The following is a 16,044-nucleotide window of genomic DNA, read 5'->3' as shown; positions in this document are numbered from 1 at the left end:
GGGCTGCGGGTCTTGCCTGCGGGCTGCTGCGGGACTGCGTCGATGAGCGGGCTGAGCTTTCTGTGGCTGGGGGCGGCGACGGCGGTGTTCGTGGCGGCGAACGGGGTGTTGAAGAGCTATGCGGTCAAAGGCGGCGTGCCGGTGCTGCTGGCGGCGCTGGCGCTGTTCTGCATCGGCAACTGGATGATGGTGCAGGTGATGCGGCTGAACGGCCTTGGGCTGGCGATTGCACTGTCGGCGATCTTTCAGCTGGTGGCGATCACCGTGATGGCGATCTTCGTCTTTGGCGAGCGGCCGACCGGGCTGCAACTGGCGGGGATGGCGCTGGGCGTGGTGGCGGTGGCGCTGATCGCCTGGCCGACGGGGGCCAGGGGATGATGCAGAAGGTTGCAGAGACCCTCTTGCATGATCCAGGGGGTTGGCCACGCTTCTCGAAGGCTGCGTTTGCGCGGAGTGCTGAAGACGAAGCCCGCCTGGCAGAACGGGTCGCCAGGAACAGGCCAAGACATCCTTGGGAAGTCGTGTTTCTCGCTTTGCTGGTTCTTGGGGGAATCGCGTACGGAGATGGACTGGACTTCGCTCTGCGGTTCTACTTGTTGTTTCTGCTCCCGTTCCTGTGCTTCATCCCCGCAGCGGTCGTGCGCCCCTACCTGTTGTGCGGGTTACCGGCGAACCATGCCTGTGCCTGGCCCAAGGATCTGAACGGCGACCGGATGCGGAGCCATCTGGGCACGGTCCTGTCGGCCTCAACCTACTGGCTGATGTCGATCGTGGTCTTTCTTCACTGCGCGCAGACCCTGCGAAGCGGAATGGGCGATCAGTGGAATCCCTTCACCCGCACCATCCGCATGGGCAAGGGTGGGCCGTACTCGGAATATGTGCCCATCGAAATGTTCATGCTGATCAGCGGGTTCTTTGCGATCACGGGCCTTCTCTGGTGGCCGATGATCGTCTTCTTCGAGTGGTTGGAGACAAGAAAGCCGGACTCTGAGCAAGGGGGGGGCGCCAATGCGTAGATTGCTCCCGATCCTCACTGTCCTCGCCGCGATCGTGGCGGTCTGGTATGCCGCCGCGGTCTGGATGAATGCGACCTGGGTGTTCGACCAGGCTGAGCGGAACGGGCAGGTGGTGACCTGGGCCGAGGTCATTCCGCAGACCATGGCGCAGGACCGGCCGCTGTTGCCGCCGCCGCATCAGGTGGCGGCGACGCTGTGGAAGGGGGTGGCGGGGCAGGCCGTCACCTCGAAGCGCAGTCTGGTCTACCACAGCTTCATCACCTTTCGCGGCACCATGATGGGGTTCGGCTTGGGCATCCTGTTCGGCGTGGGGCTGGCGATTTCCATCGTGCGGTTCCGGGTGATGGAGATGAGCGTGATGCCCTGGGCGATCATCAGCCAGACGGTGCCCATCGTGGCGCTGGCGCCGATGATCCTGGCGGTGTCGTTCCAGCTGGGCATCGAAAGCCGCGAGGTGCCGAAGGCGATCATCAGCGCCTATCTGTCGTTCTTCCCGGTGCTGGTGAGCATGGTGAAGGGTTTGCGCAGCCCCGATGCGGCGCAGCTTGACCTGCTGCGGACCTATAGCGCCTCGGACCCCCAGACGTTCTGGAAGCTGCGGTTGCCGGCCTCGCTGCCCTACTTCTTCGCCTCGCTGAAGGTGGCGATTGCGGCGGCGCTGGTCGGCACCATCGTCGGTGAATTGCCGACCGGGGCCATCGAGGGGCTGGGGGCGCGGATGCTGATCGGGTCGCAGTTCGGCGAGCCCCTGATCATGTGGGCCTCGCTGGTGGCGGCGGCGCTGCTGGCAGGCGTGCTGATCGTGGCGGTGGGCCTGGTCGAGCGGGCTGCGAACCGGCGGATGGGGGTGCGGGCATGAGCGTGCTGGCCCTTGCGGTGGTGTTCTGGCTCTGCGCCTGGGCGCTGAGTGCCTGGCTGGCCAATCGCCACGGCCGCAACCGGGCGGTGCGCCTCCTCGTGCCGGTGCTGTTCGGCTTTACCCTGCTGGTGCTGTGGGAAGGGCTGGTGCGCGGGCTGCAAGTGCCGCCCGTCATCCTGCCCGCGCCGACGGCGATTGCGGCACGGCTGGTGTCGATGCCCGGGGTGCTGTGGGCCGACTTCGTGCAGACCGTGCTGAAGGGCGCGCTGTCGGGCTTTGTCATCGGCGCGCTGGCGGCCTTTGTCACCGCGCTGGTGATCGACCGCAGTCCGTTCCTGCAGCGCGGCCTCTTGCCCATCGGCAATTTCGTCGCCGCGCTGCCCATCGTCGGGCTGGCGCCGATTCTGGTGATGTGGTTCGGGTTCGACTGGCACTCCAAGGCCGCCGTTGTGGTGGTGATGGTGTTCTTCCCGATGCTGGTGAACATCGTCGCCGGGTTGCAGGCCAGCGAGCGGATGCAGCGCGACCTGATGGCGACCTGGGGCGCCAGCTGGGCGCAGGCGCTGGTCAAGCTGCGGCTGCCGGCGGCGATGCCCTTCATCTTCAACGGGCTGAAAATCTCGGCGACGCTGGCGCTGATCGGGGCTATCGTCGCGGAATATTTCGGCAGCCCCATCGTGGGGATGGGGTTCCGCATCTCGACCGAGGTCGGACGGCTGGGACTGGATATCGTCTGGGCCGAGATCGTGGTGGCGGCGGTGGTGGGGTCTGCCCTCTATGGGCTGATCGCGCTGGTGGAAAAGGCAGTGACGTTCTGGCACCCCAGCCAGAGGCATTAATCGGGCGCGGGGAAACAGCCCCGGCCCACAACATGGAGGTCGTGACGATGAAGAGACTGATGAGTGCGGCATTGCTGGCGGCGATGGGCACGGGCGCCCAGGCCGAGGACGTGACGCTGCAGCTGAAGTGGGTGACCCAGGCCCAGTTCGCGGGCTATTACGTCGCCCAGGCCAAGGGGTTCTACGAAGAAGAGGGCCTGACCGTCACCATCAAGCCGGGCGGGCCGGACATCGCGCCGACCCAGGTGATCGCCGGTGGCGGTGCCGATGTGGTGATCGACTGGATGCCCTCGGCCCTGGCCGCGCGCGAAAAGGGGCTGGCGCTGGTGAACATCGCCCAGCCGTTTGCCAGCTCGGGCATGATGCTGACCTGCCTGGCGGAAACCGGCATCAAGGAGCCGAAGGATTTCGCCGACAAGACCCTGGGCGTCTGGTTCTTCGGCAACGAATACCCGTTCCTGTCGTGGATGAGCCAGCTTGGCTTTGCCACCGATGGCTCCGCCGGCGGTGTGACGGTGCTGAAGCAGGGCTTCAACGTCGATCCCTTGCTGCAGAAGCAGGCGGCCTGCATCTCGACCATGACCTACAACGAATACTGGCAGGTCATTGATGCCGGGATCACGCCGGAACAGCTGGTGACCTTCAAGTATCAGGACATGGGCGTGGCCACGCTGGAAGACGGGCTTTACGTCATGGAGGACAAGCTGGCCGATCCGGCGTTCCAGGAGACCATGGTCAAGTTCGTCCGCGCCTCGATGAAAGGCTGGAAATACGCCGAGGCGAACACCGACGAGGCGGCGATGATCGTGCTTGAGAATGACGAGACCGGCGCCCAGACCGAAACCCACCAGAAGCGGATGATGGGCGAGGTGGCCAAGCTGACGGCCGGCTCGAACGGCGCGCTGGACGTGGCGGCGGCGGAAAAGACCGTGGCAACGCTGCTGGCCGGTGGCTCGGACCCGGTGATCACCAAGGCGCCGGAAGGCGCCTGGACCAGCATGATCACCGACAAGGCGCTGGCGCCCTGATCCTGTCGTTCTGATTGCCGCCGCCTGACGGCGACCTTGCCGCGCCCGGGTGTCCCCCGGGCGCGTGCCGTTTTTGGCGGGACGGTTCCGGGATTGTTAACCCGGGGCTGCTTGGATGCCGGCAAAGGCGGTGGGGACGATGCGCAGGCAGATGCGGGCAATTCTGGCGGGGCTGGTGCTGGTGGCCGGGCTGGCGGGGCTGTTCTACCTGGTCTGGCAGACCGGCAAGGCCGGACCTTCGGCCTTCCTGCAGGGCCTGCCCGGCCCGCAGGAAGAGGCCGCCTATTGTCTGGCCGTGGCCGAACGCATCGGCGAACTGGCGCGCCGCGGCAGCGACCCGCGGCTGGACAGGTTCCTGGACGAACAGGTGGAATTCTGGCGCGGCCGGGCCGGCAACGCCTTTGGCGCCGGCCGGGCGGCGCTGGCACGCGCCACCGCCAACCCGTCCGAACCCGAAGACCGCGCCTTGTTCCTGGGGCTGCAGGATTGTGCCTGGCGGGCGATGGCCTTCTATGGCCAGCACTTCCCGTCGATGGAGGCGGACGGCTTGTAAATCCGCTGTCAATTTGTCAATCGTTTGACAGAAGCGGGGGGCCAGCCATGCCGATGACAGCCTTGACCGGAACCCGGCTGCGCGAGCGCCGGCTGGCTGCGGGCCTGCGGCAAAGCGATCTGGCGGACCGGGCGGGCATCTCGCCGTCCTATCTGAACCTGATCGAGCACAACCGCCGCAACGTCACCCCCGAGGTGCTGGCACGGCTGGCCACCGCGCTGGGGATCGAGCCGCAGGCGCTGGCCGAGGCCTCGGCCGGAGCGCTGCTGGACGACCTGCGCTCGGCCGCCGCGGCGCTGCCAGGGGCCGAGGCCGAGGTTGCCCGGCTGGAGGAGTTCGCCGGCCGGTTTCCCGGCTGGGCGGGCCTGACCGCCGCGCTGCACGGCCGCGCCGCCGGGCTGGAACGCGCGGTGGCGGCGCTGAACGACCGGCTGAGCCATGACCCGCACCTGTCGGCGGCGCTGCACGAGTTGCTGTCGGCGCTGGCCGGGGTGCGGGCCACCGCGTCGATCCTGGCCGAAACGCCCGACCTTGCCGCCGACTGGCAGGCCCGGTTCCACCGCAATCTCTATCAGGACAGTGAGCGCCTGGCGACCGGGGCCGAGGCGCTGGTGGCCTATCTCGACCGCTCGGACGCGGCGGCGGATGACGGCGCGACCGCGCCGCAGGATGAGGTGGAGACCTGGCTCGCCGCGCGCGGCTGGCATCTGCCCGAAGTCGAGCAAGGCCGTGCCGAAGACCTGGAGGCCGACATCGCCGCGCTGGCCTCGGCTGCGGCGCGTTCGCTGGCGCAGGCCCACCTGGTGCAGGTGGCGGCGGATGCCGAGGCGTTGCCGCTGGCTGCCTTTGCCCAGGCGCTGGCGGAAACCGGCCCCGACCCGGCGGCGCTGGCGGCACGCTTCGGCTGCGGCCTGCTGGCGCCGATGCGGCGGCTGGCGTTGCTGCCGGGCGCGGCTGCGGGGCTGGTCACCTGCGATGCCTCGGGCACGCTGCTGTTTCGCAAGCCGGCCCAGGGCTTCGCGCTGCCGCGCTTTGGCGCGGCCTGTCCTTTGTGGCCGCTCTATGCCGCGCTGGGCCGCCCCGGCACCCCGGTCGAGGCGCAGGTTGCCACGCCCGGCCCCGGTGGCGGCCTGTTCCGCTGTCTCGCCTTTGCCGAATCCCGTCTGCCGCTGGGCTTTTCCGGCCCCGAACTGCGGCTGGCGGCGATGCTGATCCTGCCCGATCCGGCCCCGCGCGCCGCCCGCCCTGTGCTGGCCGTCGGCACCACCTGCCGCATCTGCCCGCGTGGCGATTGCCCGGCGCGGCGCGAACCCTCGATCCTGGGCGAAACCGCAAGGTGAAGCCCCGCCGCAGCTTTTGACAGCCGCGCGCTTTGCCCCGATACTGGCGCTCCGGGCGGCGCCGTGCCCGGACGCTGGGGGAGGGGATCGCGCGACGCATGGGCCGGCAAGTGCTGCTGATCGAGGACGAACCGAACATCGCCGAGGCGATCGGCTTCATCCTGTCCCGCGACGGCTGGGTCGTCACCCATCTGGCCACCGGCCGCGAGGCGGCGGCAACCGCGCGCAGGCTGCTGCCCGACCTGGTGATCCTGGACCACATGCTGCCCGACGTCTCGGGGCTGGAGGTGCTGGGTGCGCTGCGCGGCGATCCGGCCACTGCGGCGGTGCCGGTGCTGATGCTGACCGCCAAGGGCCAGCCGCGCGACCGCGAGGCCGCGGCGCGGGCGGGGGCGGACCGCTTCATGTCCAAGCCCTTTGCCAATGCCGAGATCCTGGCCGAGGTGCGCGCCTTGACGGGCCGCGGGTGAGGGGTTGGCAATGAGAATTCCGCGCCGGCCGGTGTTTCTGGGGCGCATCCCCTATCGCCGCCGCCGGCTGCGCGATGCGGCGCGGCTGTTGCCGCTGTTCGGCCTGTTTCTGCTGGTGCTGCCGCTGCTGTGGTCGCCGCCCGGCAGCGCGCTGCGGCTGTTGTCAGGCGATCTGGTCTATCTGTTCGCGGTCTGGCTTGGCCTGATCGGGGTCGCCGCCGGCTTCGCCCCCGGCCTGTCGCGCCACGCCGACGACGGCGACGACAGCGTCGACGGGGACGAGGACTGAGATGCCGTTCAACCTGCTGGTGCTGGCCTGCGTCTCCTACGTCATCTTGCTGTTTTCCGTCGCCTTTCTGGTCGAACGCCGGGCCCGGCGCGGGCGGTTGGGCTGGTTGCGCAGCCCGCTGGTCTATACCCTGTCGCTGTCGATCTACTGCACCGCCTGGACGTTCTATGGCGCGGTGGGCTATGCCGCGCGGTCGGGGCTGGAGTTCCTGACCATCTACTTCGGCCCGACGCTGGTGTTTGTCGGCTGGTGGTGGGTGTTGCGCAAGCTGGTGCGGATCGGCCGGCAGCACCGGGTGACCTCGATCGCCGACCTGATCTCGGCCCGGTTCGGCAAGTCGAACCTGCTGGGGGTGATCGTCACCGTCATGGCGGTGATCACCACCACGCCCTACATCGCGCTGCAACTGCAATCGGTGGTGCTGTCCTTTGGCGTCTTCGCGGCGCATGCCCCCGACGGCTCGGCCCCGCTGGGGCCCGGCGCGACGGCGATCTGGGTGGCCGCGGGGCTGGCGCTGTTCACCATCCTGTTCGGCACCCGCAACCTTGACGCCAAGGAACAGCACCACGGCATCGTCACCGCCATCGCGGTCGAGGCGGTGGTCAAGCTGTTCGCCCTTCTGGCGGTAGGCGCCTTCGTGGTCTGGGGCCTGGCCGGCGGGGTGACCGGCGTCATGGAGCGGATCGACGCCTCGGCGCTGTCGTCGTGGGAAATGCGCCCCGGCCGCTGGACCGGGCTGCTGCTGCTGGCCGCCGTTGCGGTGATCTGCCTGCCGCGGATGTTCCACGTCCTGGTGGTGGAAAACTACGACGAGGGCCATCTTGCCCGCGCCAGCTGGGCCTTTCCGGCCTATCTGATGCTGATGAGCCTGTTCATCGTGCCGATTGCGGTGATCGGGCTGGAGCGGCTGCCCGCCGGATCGAACCCCGACATGTTCGTGCTGACCCTGCCCCTGACCGAAGGTCAGGGCGGGCTGGCGATGCTGGCCTTCTTGGGCGGGTTTTCATCGGCCACCTCGATGGTCATCGTCGAGGCCATCGCGCTGGCCACCATGATGTCGAACCATATCGTCATGCCGCTATGGCTGCGGCTCTGGCCCACCGGGGCGATGTCCGAGGACGTGCGCGCGGTGGTGCTGAATGCCCGCCGGGTGTCGATCGCCATCGTGCTGGCGATGGGCTACGGCTATTACCACGTCTCCGGCGGCTCCGGGGCGCTGGCGGCAATCGGGCTGATCGCCTTTGCCGGGGTGGCGCAGTTCCTGCCGGCGATGATCGGCGGCATCTTCTGGCGCGGCGCCACCCGGGTTGGGGCGGTGGCCGGGCTGCTGACCGGCTTTGCGGTCTGGGCCTATGCGCTGTTCCTGCCGTCCTTCGGCCCCGATGCGGTGCTGTCGGCGGCGCTGTTGTCCGACGGACCCTGGGGCCTGTCGTGGCTGCGCCCGCAGGCGCTGTTCGGCGCGCAGGCGATGGACCCGCTGATCCATGCGCTGTTCTGGTCGCTGTTCCTGAACGCCACCGCGTTCTTCCTCGGCTCGGTCCTCACCTTCCCCGGCCCGGTGGAACGGCTGCAGGGCGCCGCCTTCGTCAATGTCTTCGAAGGCGCGGTCGGGCCGGGTGGCTGGGGCAGCGGCCATGTCGAACCCGAGGCGCTGCTGGGCATGGCGCAGAACATCCTGGGCGAGGAGGCGGCACAGACCCTGTTCGAAGAGGCGGCCCGGGCGCAGGGCAAGCGTCAGTCGATCCTGCCCGACCCGACACCCGCCTTCCTGTCCGACCTGGAACAGCGGCTTTCCGGCTCGGTCGGGGCGGCCACCGCGCATGCGATGATCTCGAACCTGGCCGGTCGCGGCACCGTCACGGTGGAAGACCTGATGACGGTGGCGCGCGAAAGCGCCCAGCTGATGGAATACTCGGCCCAGCTGGAAACCCAGCGCGAGGAACTGGCCCGCACCGCCACCGCCCTGCGCGAGGCCAACGACAAGCTGACCCAGCTGTCGGTGCAGAAGGACGCCTTCCTGAGCCAGATCAGTCATGAGTTGCGCACCCCGATGACCTCGATCCGGGCGTTTTCCGAGATCCTGGCCGAAGGCGACCTGCCGCCGGCGCTGGTGGCCCGCAACGGCCGCATCATCCAGGACGAGGCCCGCCGGCTGACCCGGCTGCTGGATGACCTCCTGGACCTGTCGGTGCTGGAAAGCGGCAAGGTGCAGCTGTCGCTGGGGATGGCCAACCTGCGCGAGATGATCGACCGGGCGATCCAGGCCTCGGAACAGGTCAAGCCCGAGATGCGGGTGTCGATCCAGCGCGACCTGGCGGCCGAGACCCTGTTCTTGCGCACCGATGCCGACCGGCTGACCCAGGTCTTCATCAACCTGATCTCGAACGCGCGGAAATACTGCGACGCCGTCCAGCCGGAAATCCGCATCGCGGTCAAGACCAAGGCGGGGCGTGTGCGCATCGACATCGTCGACAACGGCAGCGGCATCCCGAAGGACGCGCAGGCGCTGATCTTCGAAAAGTTCGCCCGCCTGCCGGGCGAGATGCGGGCCAAGGGCGCGGGCCTTGGCCTGGCGATCTGCCGCGAGATCGTGGCCAACCTGGGTGGCACCATCGACTACCTGCCGGGGCAGGGCGGCGCTGCGTTCCGGGTGTTCATCCCGCTGCGGCTGGAAGTCCAGGCCGCTTAACCCTTTTCTAAGGTTGACGGGACTAGTCTCTGGCGCACCGGGGTCGCGGTGCAGCGGCTCTTTGGCTCCTCGGTCGGATTTGCGGCATGAATGACATCCTGCGTCGCAAGGTCATCAGCGGCACTGCCGCCGGGGCCGAGGGCTGCCCCGGCGCCGATCACGGCTGGCGGCTGGGGTTTGCCCGCGCCGCCCGCGATGCGGTCGGGCTGCTGGTCACCGTCACCAGCCTGCGGCTGGCCCGGCGTGGCCTGGCCGATCTGCTGGAACTGCCGCCCGAGCGGGCGCTGATCGTGCTCCTGGACGGGCCGGCCGGCGGGCTGGGGATGATCGCGCTGTCGCCGGAACTGACCGCCGCGCTGGTCGAGATGCAGACGATCGGCCGGGTCTCGCCGGCGGTGCCGGCGCCGCGCCGGCCGACGCGCACCGATGCCGCCATGGTCACGCCGATCATCGACCGCGCCCTGGTCGAGCTTGAGGCGCTGCTGGCCGAAGAGGCCGATCTGGTCTGGGCCGGCGGCTTTCGCTACGCCTCGTTCCTGGAAGACGTCCGTCCCCTGGGCCTGCTTCTGGACGACATCGCCTATCGCGTGCTGACCATGCAGGTGACCATGGCCGATGGCGCCCGCCAGGGCCAGGTTCTGCTGGCGCTGCCGGCCGAAGGCCGCGGCCAGATGCCCACCGGCCTGCGCGCCGATCTGGCAGATTCCGGCAAGCCCCCGGACGGGATGCCGGTCTTTGCCCAGGCGCTCAGCGATGTCGTGCTGGCCGCCGGGGTGACGCTGGACGCGGTGATCGCCCGGCTGTCGCTGCCGCTGGGCGCGGTGATGGGGCTGGCGGCCGACCTGGTGATCCCGTTGCCCGATGCCGCGCTGGACCGGATCACCCTGGAAGGCATCGACGGCCGCGCGATGGCGCGGGCAAATCTGGGCCAGCACCGCGGCATGCGCGCGGTGCGCCTGGCCGAGCCCGAAGGTTCCGGCCAGTCCGCGGATGCGCCGGCCGCCGGCGCCTTTGCCGCCGCGCCGCCCGGCGGCGCGCTCGGTGGGTCTTCCGGTGGCACGCTTGGTGGGCCGCTCGGTGGGATGCTCGGAGGGCCGCCCGGCTTTCCCGCCCCCGATCCGGGGGTTTCGGAGTTTCCGGCGCTGGGCTTCGACCCCGGCCCGGGCTTCCTGGCCGCGGGTTGACCCCCGCCCGCCGGGCACCGGACTTCGCGCGAAGTCCGGCCACGATTTCCGCACGGAAATCGCCGTCTTCCGGCCCGTCAGGCCCGCGCCGGCCGCGCCGCTGCCAAGGCGTCGATCTGGCCGCGCAGCGGCTCCAGATTGTAGCCGAACCTTGCCGAAAGGCCGATCAGCTCATCGGCGGGCCACGTGCCGGCCTGGGTCAGCGCCCAGACCACCGCGCAGCGGTTGCCGCTGGCGCAATAGGCGAAGACCGGGCCGGTCGCCCGGTCCAGGGCCTGCGCCTGCGCGGCGACATTGTCCATCGTGAGCGCCCCGCCGATCACCGGATTGGCCACGAACACCAGCCCCAGCGCCTCGGCTTCCCGCCGCATCTCGGCGGTGTGCAGGTGCGGCGGGATTTCCCCGTCCGGGCGGTTGTCGATCACCATGACATAGCCCGCCGCCTTGATCGCCGGCAGGTCCGAAGGCTCGATCTGCGGCGAGACGGCATAGGTCGGGGTCAGCGGGCGGATGTCCATGGCTTTCGTCCTGTCACAAGTTCGGCTTTTGCGACCTTAGCCGCGCCGGGCCACGGACGAAAGCGGGGACTACAGGCTGTTCAGCGGCAGCTTCAGGTAGCTGACGCCGTTGTCTTCCGGCTCGGGCATCCGGCCCGCGCGCATGTTCACCTGCAGCGACGGCAGGATCAGCCGCGGCATGGCAAGCGTCGCGTCGCGGGCCTGGCGCAGGGCGACGAAGGCCTCGCGCGACCGGCCCGCGCCGATGTGCCGGTTCTGCGCCTTCTGCGCCCCGACGGTGGTTTCCCAGGCATGGGCGTCGCGGCCCTCGGCCTTGTAGTCGTGGCCGACGAAGATGCGGGTGGCGTCGGGCAGGGACAGGATCCTCTGGATCGAGTCCCACATCGCCTCGGCGCTGCCGCCGGGAAAATCGCACCGCGCGGTGCCGAAGTCGGGCATGAACAGGGTGTCGCCGACAAAGGCCGCGTCGCCGATGACATAGGTCAGGCAGGCCGGCGTGTGGCCCGGCGTGTGCAGCACCTCGGCCCGCATCTGCCCGATCATCAGGCTGTCGCCATCGGCGAACAGCCGGTCGAACTGGCTGCCGTCGCGCTGGAACCCTGTGCCCTCGTTGAAGATCTTTCCGAAGGTCCGCTGCACCTCGGTGATCCGCGCGCCGATGCCGATCCGGCCGCCCAGAGCGGCCTGGATGTAGGGCGCGGCGGACAGGTGGTCGGCATGGACATGGGTTTCCAGCACCCAGTCCAGCGTCAGCCCGGCGTCGCGGATGAAGTCGATCACCGCATCGGCGGATCGGGTGTCGGTGCGGCCCGAGGCGGGATCAAAATCCAGCACGGAATCGAACACCGCGCAGGCGCTGCCTTCGGGATCGCGCACCAGATAGGTGACGGTGCTGGTGGCCTCGTCGAAGAAGGCGTGGACGGCGGGGGTCATCTGGCTTTCCTTCCGGGGGCTATCCTTTTGGCGCGGACTGCTTCAATCTAGGTCCGGCGCGACAGATTTCCAGACGTGAATGTGTCGGCACCCCCGCTTTGCTTCCTCGCCCCTGGGGTTGACATGCGTCAATGTGAAAGGCCCACGCCTGTTGCAGGATTTCCGGCGCAAGGTAGGAGACCGCGATGACTGCACACCTGGACCCGTCCGTTGCCGCCCGCAAGGCGACCATGGAGGCGCGGCTGGCCGATCTGAAGGCCCGGCTCAGTGCGATCGAAGAAGAACTCGACTCTCATGTCGAGCGCGATTGGGAAGAAGCGGCGGTCGAGCGGGAAGGCGACGAGGTGCTGGAAGCGACCGGCGTGTCCAGCCAGAACGAGATTCGCATGATCGAGGCCGCGCTGAGGCGCGTCGATGAGGGCGAGTATGGGTTTTGCGGGAAATGCGGTGCCGAGATCGCCCCCGAGCGGTTGGACGCCGTGCCCTACACGCCGTTCTGCCGGACCTGCGCGACGTGACGACAGAGGCCGTCCAAGGACGGAGGCTGCCCAGAACGGAGGACTTGCAATGACCGACGACAAGGAAGCGAACCCGATGGCCCGTCTGGCCGAGGATGCTATCGAACTGGCGGCCGCGGGCCAGAAGGCGATGCTGGATGTCTTCGCCGCCGAGATGCAGGTGTTCGCGGCCATGGTGCCGGCGATGCCGCTGACGGCCGAAGAAGCCACCGCGGCGCAGGCCCGCCATGTCGCCGATGAGGCCGAGGTCGAGGCCGGCTTCGACAACATGCCGGTCTGACTGCCAGTCTGACTGCCGGCCTGATTGCCGATCAGACCCGCGCAATGCGCGGCGCGGCTTGCCAAGCTGCGTGATTTGCAGGTTAAATCCTCCCGAAGGGCCGGGGTGCGGGCCGCGGGGACAGGATGGATGATGCCGCTAGCGAAGTCAGGGTTGCTCGGTCGGGCGCCGGGAATGACATTGTCGTCCTGACCATCGACAACCCGCCGGCCAATGCCCTGACCCCGGCGGTCCGCAAGGCGCTGCTGGCGGCGCTGGCCGATGCCGGTTCGGCGCGGGCCGTGGTGATCCGGGCCGAAGGCCGCAACTTCTCGACCGCAGCACCGCCCGCACCGCCCGCACCCGACGCGACCGATACGGCCACGCCGTCGCTGGCCGACCTCTGCCGCGCGGTCGAAGGCTTTGCGCGCTCGGTCGTGGTGGCCTTGCAGGGCGCCGTGGTGGGGCCGGGCGCCGAACTGGCGCTGGCGGCGCATGCGCGGGTGGCCCATTCCGGCGCGCGTCTGGTGTTCCCGGATGTGCGGTCGGGGTTGGTGTCGTCGGCCGGGGCGACGCAGCGGTTGCCGCGCCTCGTCGGCACGGCCGAGGCGCTGGAAATCCTGGTCGGCGCGCGTCCGACCTCGGCGATCGAGGCGCTGGCGATCGGCCTGGTCGATGTGCTGGCCGAGGCCGACCTCGGGGCCGCGGCCGAAGCCCATGCCGCCGCGATGCCGGGTCCGCGCCCGACCGCGGCGCGGACCGACGGATTTTCCACCGCCGAGGCCCATGCCGCCGCCATCGCCGCGGCGCGGGCTGCGGCGCGGCGCGGCATCCTGCCGGCGCCGCCGCGCATCATCGACTGCATCGAGGCCGCCCTTTACCTGCCGTTCGAAAATGGCCTGGCGATGGAAGCCGTGGCCCGCGCCGATCTGTCGGAAACGCCGGAAAGCCAGGGCCTGATGGCCTCGGCCCGGGCCGAAGGGCGGGCCTTGCTGTTGCCGCTCGAGGTGACGCAGGCAAAGCTGGCGCCGCTCAGCCATCTGGGCCTGTGCGGCGGCGGCCCGGCGCTGGTTGCGCTGGCACTGTCGGCCCTGGGCCACGGGCTGCGGGTGACCTGGTTCGACGAAGACCGGGACCGCCTGGCCGCAGCCGTCGAAGCGCTGGCCGCCCGGCAAGAGGAAGAGGTGCGCGCCCGCCGCCTGACGCCGGTGCAGCGCGATGCCGACCGGGCGCGGCTGCTGGCCGCCGCCGGACCCGACGCGCTGGCCGCGGCAGAGGTGATCGTGCATGGCGGGCCGGGATCGGCCCGGTCCGAGGTGGCGCAGCGCCTCGCGTCAGTGCCGCAACTGGTGCTGGGGGCGGCCGAGGGGCTGATGGGCCTGGCGCTGACGCCCTCGGGGCTGGCCTGCGAACTGGCCCTGCCAGACCGGGCCCGGCCCGACAGCGTTGCCGCCGCCGTGCAGGTCCTGCGCCGGATGGCGCTGGCGCCGCTGCTGGTCAACCGCTCGCCGATTGTCGGGCGTCGGGTCTGGGGGGCCGGTCGGGCAGCCCTGGTGCGGCTGCTGGCGCTGGGGGTGTCGCGGCGGGTGCTGGCCTCGGCGCTGGACGGGTTCGGCCACGTGCTGCCGGCGCTGCCGGACCCCGATCCGCCGCCGGCGGCGCTGCGCCCGATGACCGAGACCGAGGTGATCCGCCGCTGGCTGGCCGCCATGCTGAACGAAGGCTTGCGGCTGGTCGATGCGGGCATTGCCCGGCGGCCCTCGGACGTCGATTTCCTGCTGGTCGCCGGTTACGGTTTTCCCGCCTGGCGGGGCGGCCCGATGCACCTGGCCGACCAGCGCGGCCTGATGGTGGTGCGGGCCGAAATGCATGACTGGCAGGGCGATGACCCGCTGTGGGCGCCGGCTCCGGTGATCGACCGGCTGATCTCGCAGGGCCAGCACCTGCGCGACCTTGACGACCGGCCGTGACCCCCGGCGGGGACGGGGGCGGGGACGGGGGCGGGCGCGGCTGCGCTGCTAGCCCAGAAAGATGCCCAGCACCACCAGCATCAGCCCGGCCGCCGACAGGGCCAGGGCGCCGAAGTTGATCACGACCACCTGCTGCAACTCGGCCCGCATCGCTTCGTCCGGAAGGCCCGCCCGGCGGGCGCGCAGGGCGCGCAGCACGCAATAGACAAGGCCTGCCATGCCAAACAGGGACACAAGGGTGCCAGCCCAGACCATGGCCTGCATGTTCGCTCCTTCCCTCGATCTCCCCAGCGTCTTGGCTAGCCCGAGCGCGCGCTCGGTGCAAGTCCTCCGTGGCGGAAAGACAGGGGTTGAAACCGGCCGCCGCGCCGGGCTATTCGGCGGGCCGATGATCCCCTGACAGGCAGGACGTTTCCGATGGCCGACACGACCGACACCTACGGCATTGCCGCTGACGAGCTGCGCCAGTTCATCGAGCGGTTCGAACAACTGGACGCCGAAAAGAAGGACGTGGCCGAGCAGCAGAAAGAGCTGATGGCCGAGGCGAAGGGGCGCGGCTATGACACAAGGGTGATGCGCAAGGTCATTGCCCTGCGCCGCCGCAAGCCCGACGACATCGCCGAGGAAGAGGCGGTGCTGGACATGTACAAGGCTGCCCTCGGCATGTCCTGAGGCCGCCGCGCCGCTTGCCGTCAGGCGGCGACGAAGCTGACGCCGGGCATCTGCCGGATGGTCTCGATGTCGGCCTGATAGGCCGCGGTCATGTCCTCGACCATCGCCTCGGTCCAGCCGGGCAGGTCAAACCGCATCTCCACCCGGTCGGGCAGGGCGAACTTGTCCAGGAAGGCCGAGACGATGCGCCGCCGCTGCAGGATCGAGGCCGGCGGGTGGCTGGCCAGATAGGCGTGCAGGCGGGCAAAGCCCTCCGGGGCCATCAGGCCCGACAAGAGCTCGTCGGTGTCGTCCAGCACGGTGCCATCGGCATGGCCCGAAACCGTCTGCAGGATTTCCGGCCAGATCAGCGGCGTGTCCTCGTCGCACCAGACCACCAGCGGCACCCCCGGATTATGCGCCACAATCTGGCGCACGACCTCGGACCAGCGCAGCGTCTCGGGCCGGGTGCCGTCGATGAAATCCTCGTAGCTGCGGCCCTTCTGCTTGTCGAACAGGGCCGGGACGAAACTGGCCGGGTTGCGGATCGCCAGGTGGAACTCGGCCTCGATTTCCGGGAAGATCCGGGTGAAGGCGCGGATGCGCTCGCCGGCGAAGGCATACATCGTGCCGCGCAGCACCCATTGCGGAAAGCTCAGGAAGCTGTCCCAGCTCAGCACCATCCGCCGCGCCTCGGCTTCGTCCATGATCTGTTCCAGCACCATCGCCGTGGTCTCGCGGCTGGCCGGCGCGCCCTTCAGTTGCACCGCCGTATCCCGCAGCAACCGGCGATAGCGCGTGGGCGAGGGCACCACGATGCCCTCTTCGGCCAGCACCGCCCGGTTCTTCAGCAGGCAGCGGATCAGCCGCTCTTCGTCGGTGCAATGGGCGCCCAGGTGATAGACGATGCGCATCGGCTTGAAGCTGC

The 16,044-nt window shown here is 69.5% G+C and carries 19 protein-coding genes; 15 read left to right on the top strand and 4 right to left on the bottom strand.

The annotated features are described in order from the left end of the window. Positions 1-42 precede the first annotated feature (42 nt). The 11 genes from LHP98_RS05375 (at position 43) to LHP98_RS05325 (ending at position 10,267) form a co-directional block, all read left to right on the top strand. Positions 43-378 (top strand): hypothetical protein, encoded by a 336-nt coding sequence (locus LHP98_RS05375; RefSeq protein WP_227251440.1) that lies wholly within the window; start codon positions 43-45, stop codon positions 376-378. Beyond that, positions 375-1,016 (top strand): hypothetical protein, encoded by a 642-nt coding sequence (locus tag LHP98_RS05370; protein WP_227251439.1) that lies wholly within the window; start codon positions 375-377, stop codon positions 1,014-1,016. Before LHP98_RS05375 ends, LHP98_RS05370 begins: the two co-directional genes overlap by 4 nt. Then, positions 1,009-1,875 (top strand): ABC transporter permease, encoded by an 867-nt coding sequence (locus tag LHP98_RS05365; protein WP_227251438.1) that lies wholly within the window; start codon positions 1,009-1,011, stop codon positions 1,873-1,875. The genes LHP98_RS05370 and LHP98_RS05365 overlap by 8 nt, the downstream gene beginning before the upstream one ends. Beyond that, positions 1,872-2,714, top strand: a complete 843-nt coding sequence (locus tag LHP98_RS05360) for an ABC transporter permease (protein WP_227251437.1) — start codon at positions 1,872-1,874, stop codon at positions 2,712-2,714. Before LHP98_RS05365 ends, LHP98_RS05360 begins: the two co-directional genes overlap by 4 nt. A 47-nt stretch (positions 2,715-2,761) precedes the next feature. Then, complete coding sequence (locus LHP98_RS05355) at positions 2,762-3,742, top strand: ABC transporter substrate-binding protein (protein ID WP_227251436.1); 981 nt, start codon at positions 2,762-2,764, stop codon at positions 3,740-3,742. Positions 3,743-3,881: 139 nt separating this feature from the next. After that, a complete protein-coding gene (locus LHP98_RS05350) occupies positions 3,882-4,295 on the top strand; it encodes a hypothetical protein (RefSeq protein ID WP_227251435.1) in 414 nt (137 codons plus the stop codon). 47 nt (positions 4,296-4,342) lie between these two features. Then, on the top strand, positions 4,343-5,635 hold the full coding sequence (locus LHP98_RS05345; RefSeq protein WP_227251434.1) for a helix-turn-helix domain-containing protein: 1,293 nt from the start codon (positions 4,343-4,345) through the stop codon (positions 5,633-5,635). Between the two features lie 98 nt (positions 5,636-5,733). After that, positions 5,734-6,105 carry a response regulator transcription factor gene (locus LHP98_RS05340; protein ID WP_227251433.1) on the top strand — a complete coding sequence of 124 codons (372 nt, stop codon included), beginning with the start codon at positions 5,734-5,736 and terminating at the stop codon, positions 6,103-6,105. 10 nt (positions 6,106-6,115) lie between these two features. Next, a complete protein-coding gene (locus LHP98_RS05335; protein ID WP_227251432.1) occupies positions 6,116-6,394 on the top strand; it encodes a hypothetical protein in 279 nt (92 codons plus the stop codon). 1 nt (position 6,395) lies between these two features. Further along, the gene (locus LHP98_RS05330; protein ID WP_227251431.1) at positions 6,396-9,083 is read left to right on the top strand and encodes an ATP-binding protein; all 2,688 of its coding nucleotides are present in this window, start codon (positions 6,396-6,398) and stop codon (positions 9,081-9,083) included. 86 nt (positions 9,084-9,169) lie between these two features. Further along, the gene (locus LHP98_RS05325) at positions 9,170-10,267 is read left to right on the top strand and encodes a FliM/FliN family flagellar motor C-terminal domain-containing protein (protein WP_227251430.1); all 1,098 of its coding nucleotides are present in this window, start codon (positions 9,170-9,172) and stop codon (positions 10,265-10,267) included. Between the two features lie 77 nt (positions 10,268-10,344). Here the strand turns inward: LHP98_RS05325 and LHP98_RS05320 are convergent, their stop codons facing one another. Then, positions 10,345-10,785: a TIGR01244 family sulfur transferase gene (locus tag LHP98_RS05320; RefSeq protein WP_227251429.1), complete on the bottom strand. Its 441-nt coding sequence runs from the start codon at positions 10,783-10,785 to the stop codon at positions 10,345-10,347. A gap of 69 nt (positions 10,786-10,854) precedes the next feature. Further along, positions 10,855-11,718: an MBL fold metallo-hydrolase gene (locus LHP98_RS05315; RefSeq protein WP_227251428.1), complete on the bottom strand. Its 864-nt coding sequence runs from the start codon at positions 11,716-11,718 to the stop codon at positions 10,855-10,857. A gap of 185 nt (positions 11,719-11,903) precedes the next feature. Between LHP98_RS05315 and LHP98_RS05310 the strand changes: the two genes are divergently transcribed. The 3 genes from LHP98_RS05310 (at position 11,904) to LHP98_RS05300 (ending at position 14,465) form a co-directional block, all read left to right on the top strand. After that, entirely contained in the window at positions 11,904-12,236 is a 333-nt protein-coding gene (locus LHP98_RS05310; RefSeq protein WP_227251427.1) for a TraR/DksA family transcriptional regulator, read from the top strand. 49 nt (positions 12,237-12,285) lie between these two features. Then, positions 12,286-12,516 carry a hypothetical protein gene (locus LHP98_RS05305; protein WP_227251426.1) on the top strand — a complete coding sequence of 77 codons (231 nt, stop codon included), beginning with the start codon at positions 12,286-12,288 and terminating at the stop codon, positions 12,514-12,516. A gap of 125 nt (positions 12,517-12,641) precedes the next feature. Then, positions 12,642-14,465 carry an enoyl-CoA hydratase-related protein gene (locus tag LHP98_RS05300; protein ID WP_227251425.1) on the top strand — a complete coding sequence of 608 codons (1,824 nt, stop codon included), beginning with the start codon at positions 12,642-12,644 and terminating at the stop codon, positions 14,463-14,465. Positions 14,466-14,513: 48 nt separating this feature from the next. Here LHP98_RS05300 and LHP98_RS05295 read toward each other — a convergent pair whose 3' ends face one another. Further along, positions 14,514-14,729 (bottom strand): hypothetical protein, encoded by a 216-nt coding sequence (locus tag LHP98_RS05295; RefSeq protein WP_227251424.1) that lies wholly within the window; start codon positions 14,727-14,729, stop codon positions 14,514-14,516. A gap of 153 nt (positions 14,730-14,882) precedes the next feature. On the opposite strand from LHP98_RS05295, the gene LHP98_RS05290 reads away from it, so the two are divergent. Continuing rightward, a complete protein-coding gene (locus LHP98_RS05290) occupies positions 14,883-15,137 on the top strand; it encodes a DUF2312 domain-containing protein (RefSeq protein ID WP_227251423.1) in 255 nt (84 codons plus the stop codon). Between the two features lie 20 nt (positions 15,138-15,157). Here LHP98_RS05290 and LHP98_RS05285 read toward each other — a convergent pair whose 3' ends face one another. Beyond that, a complete protein-coding gene (locus tag LHP98_RS05285) occupies positions 15,158-16,030 on the bottom strand; it encodes a hypothetical protein (protein ID WP_227251422.1) in 873 nt (290 codons plus the stop codon). Positions 16,031-16,044 lie beyond the last annotated feature (14 nt).

Source organism: Rhodobacter sp. Har01 (assembly GCF_020564565.1).
Classification (GTDB): Bacteria; Pseudomonadota; Alphaproteobacteria; order Rhodobacterales; family Rhodobacteraceae; genus Pseudogemmobacter.
Note: the sequence above shows the minus strand (reverse complement) of the source record. Positions and strands in the feature narration are given on the sequence as shown.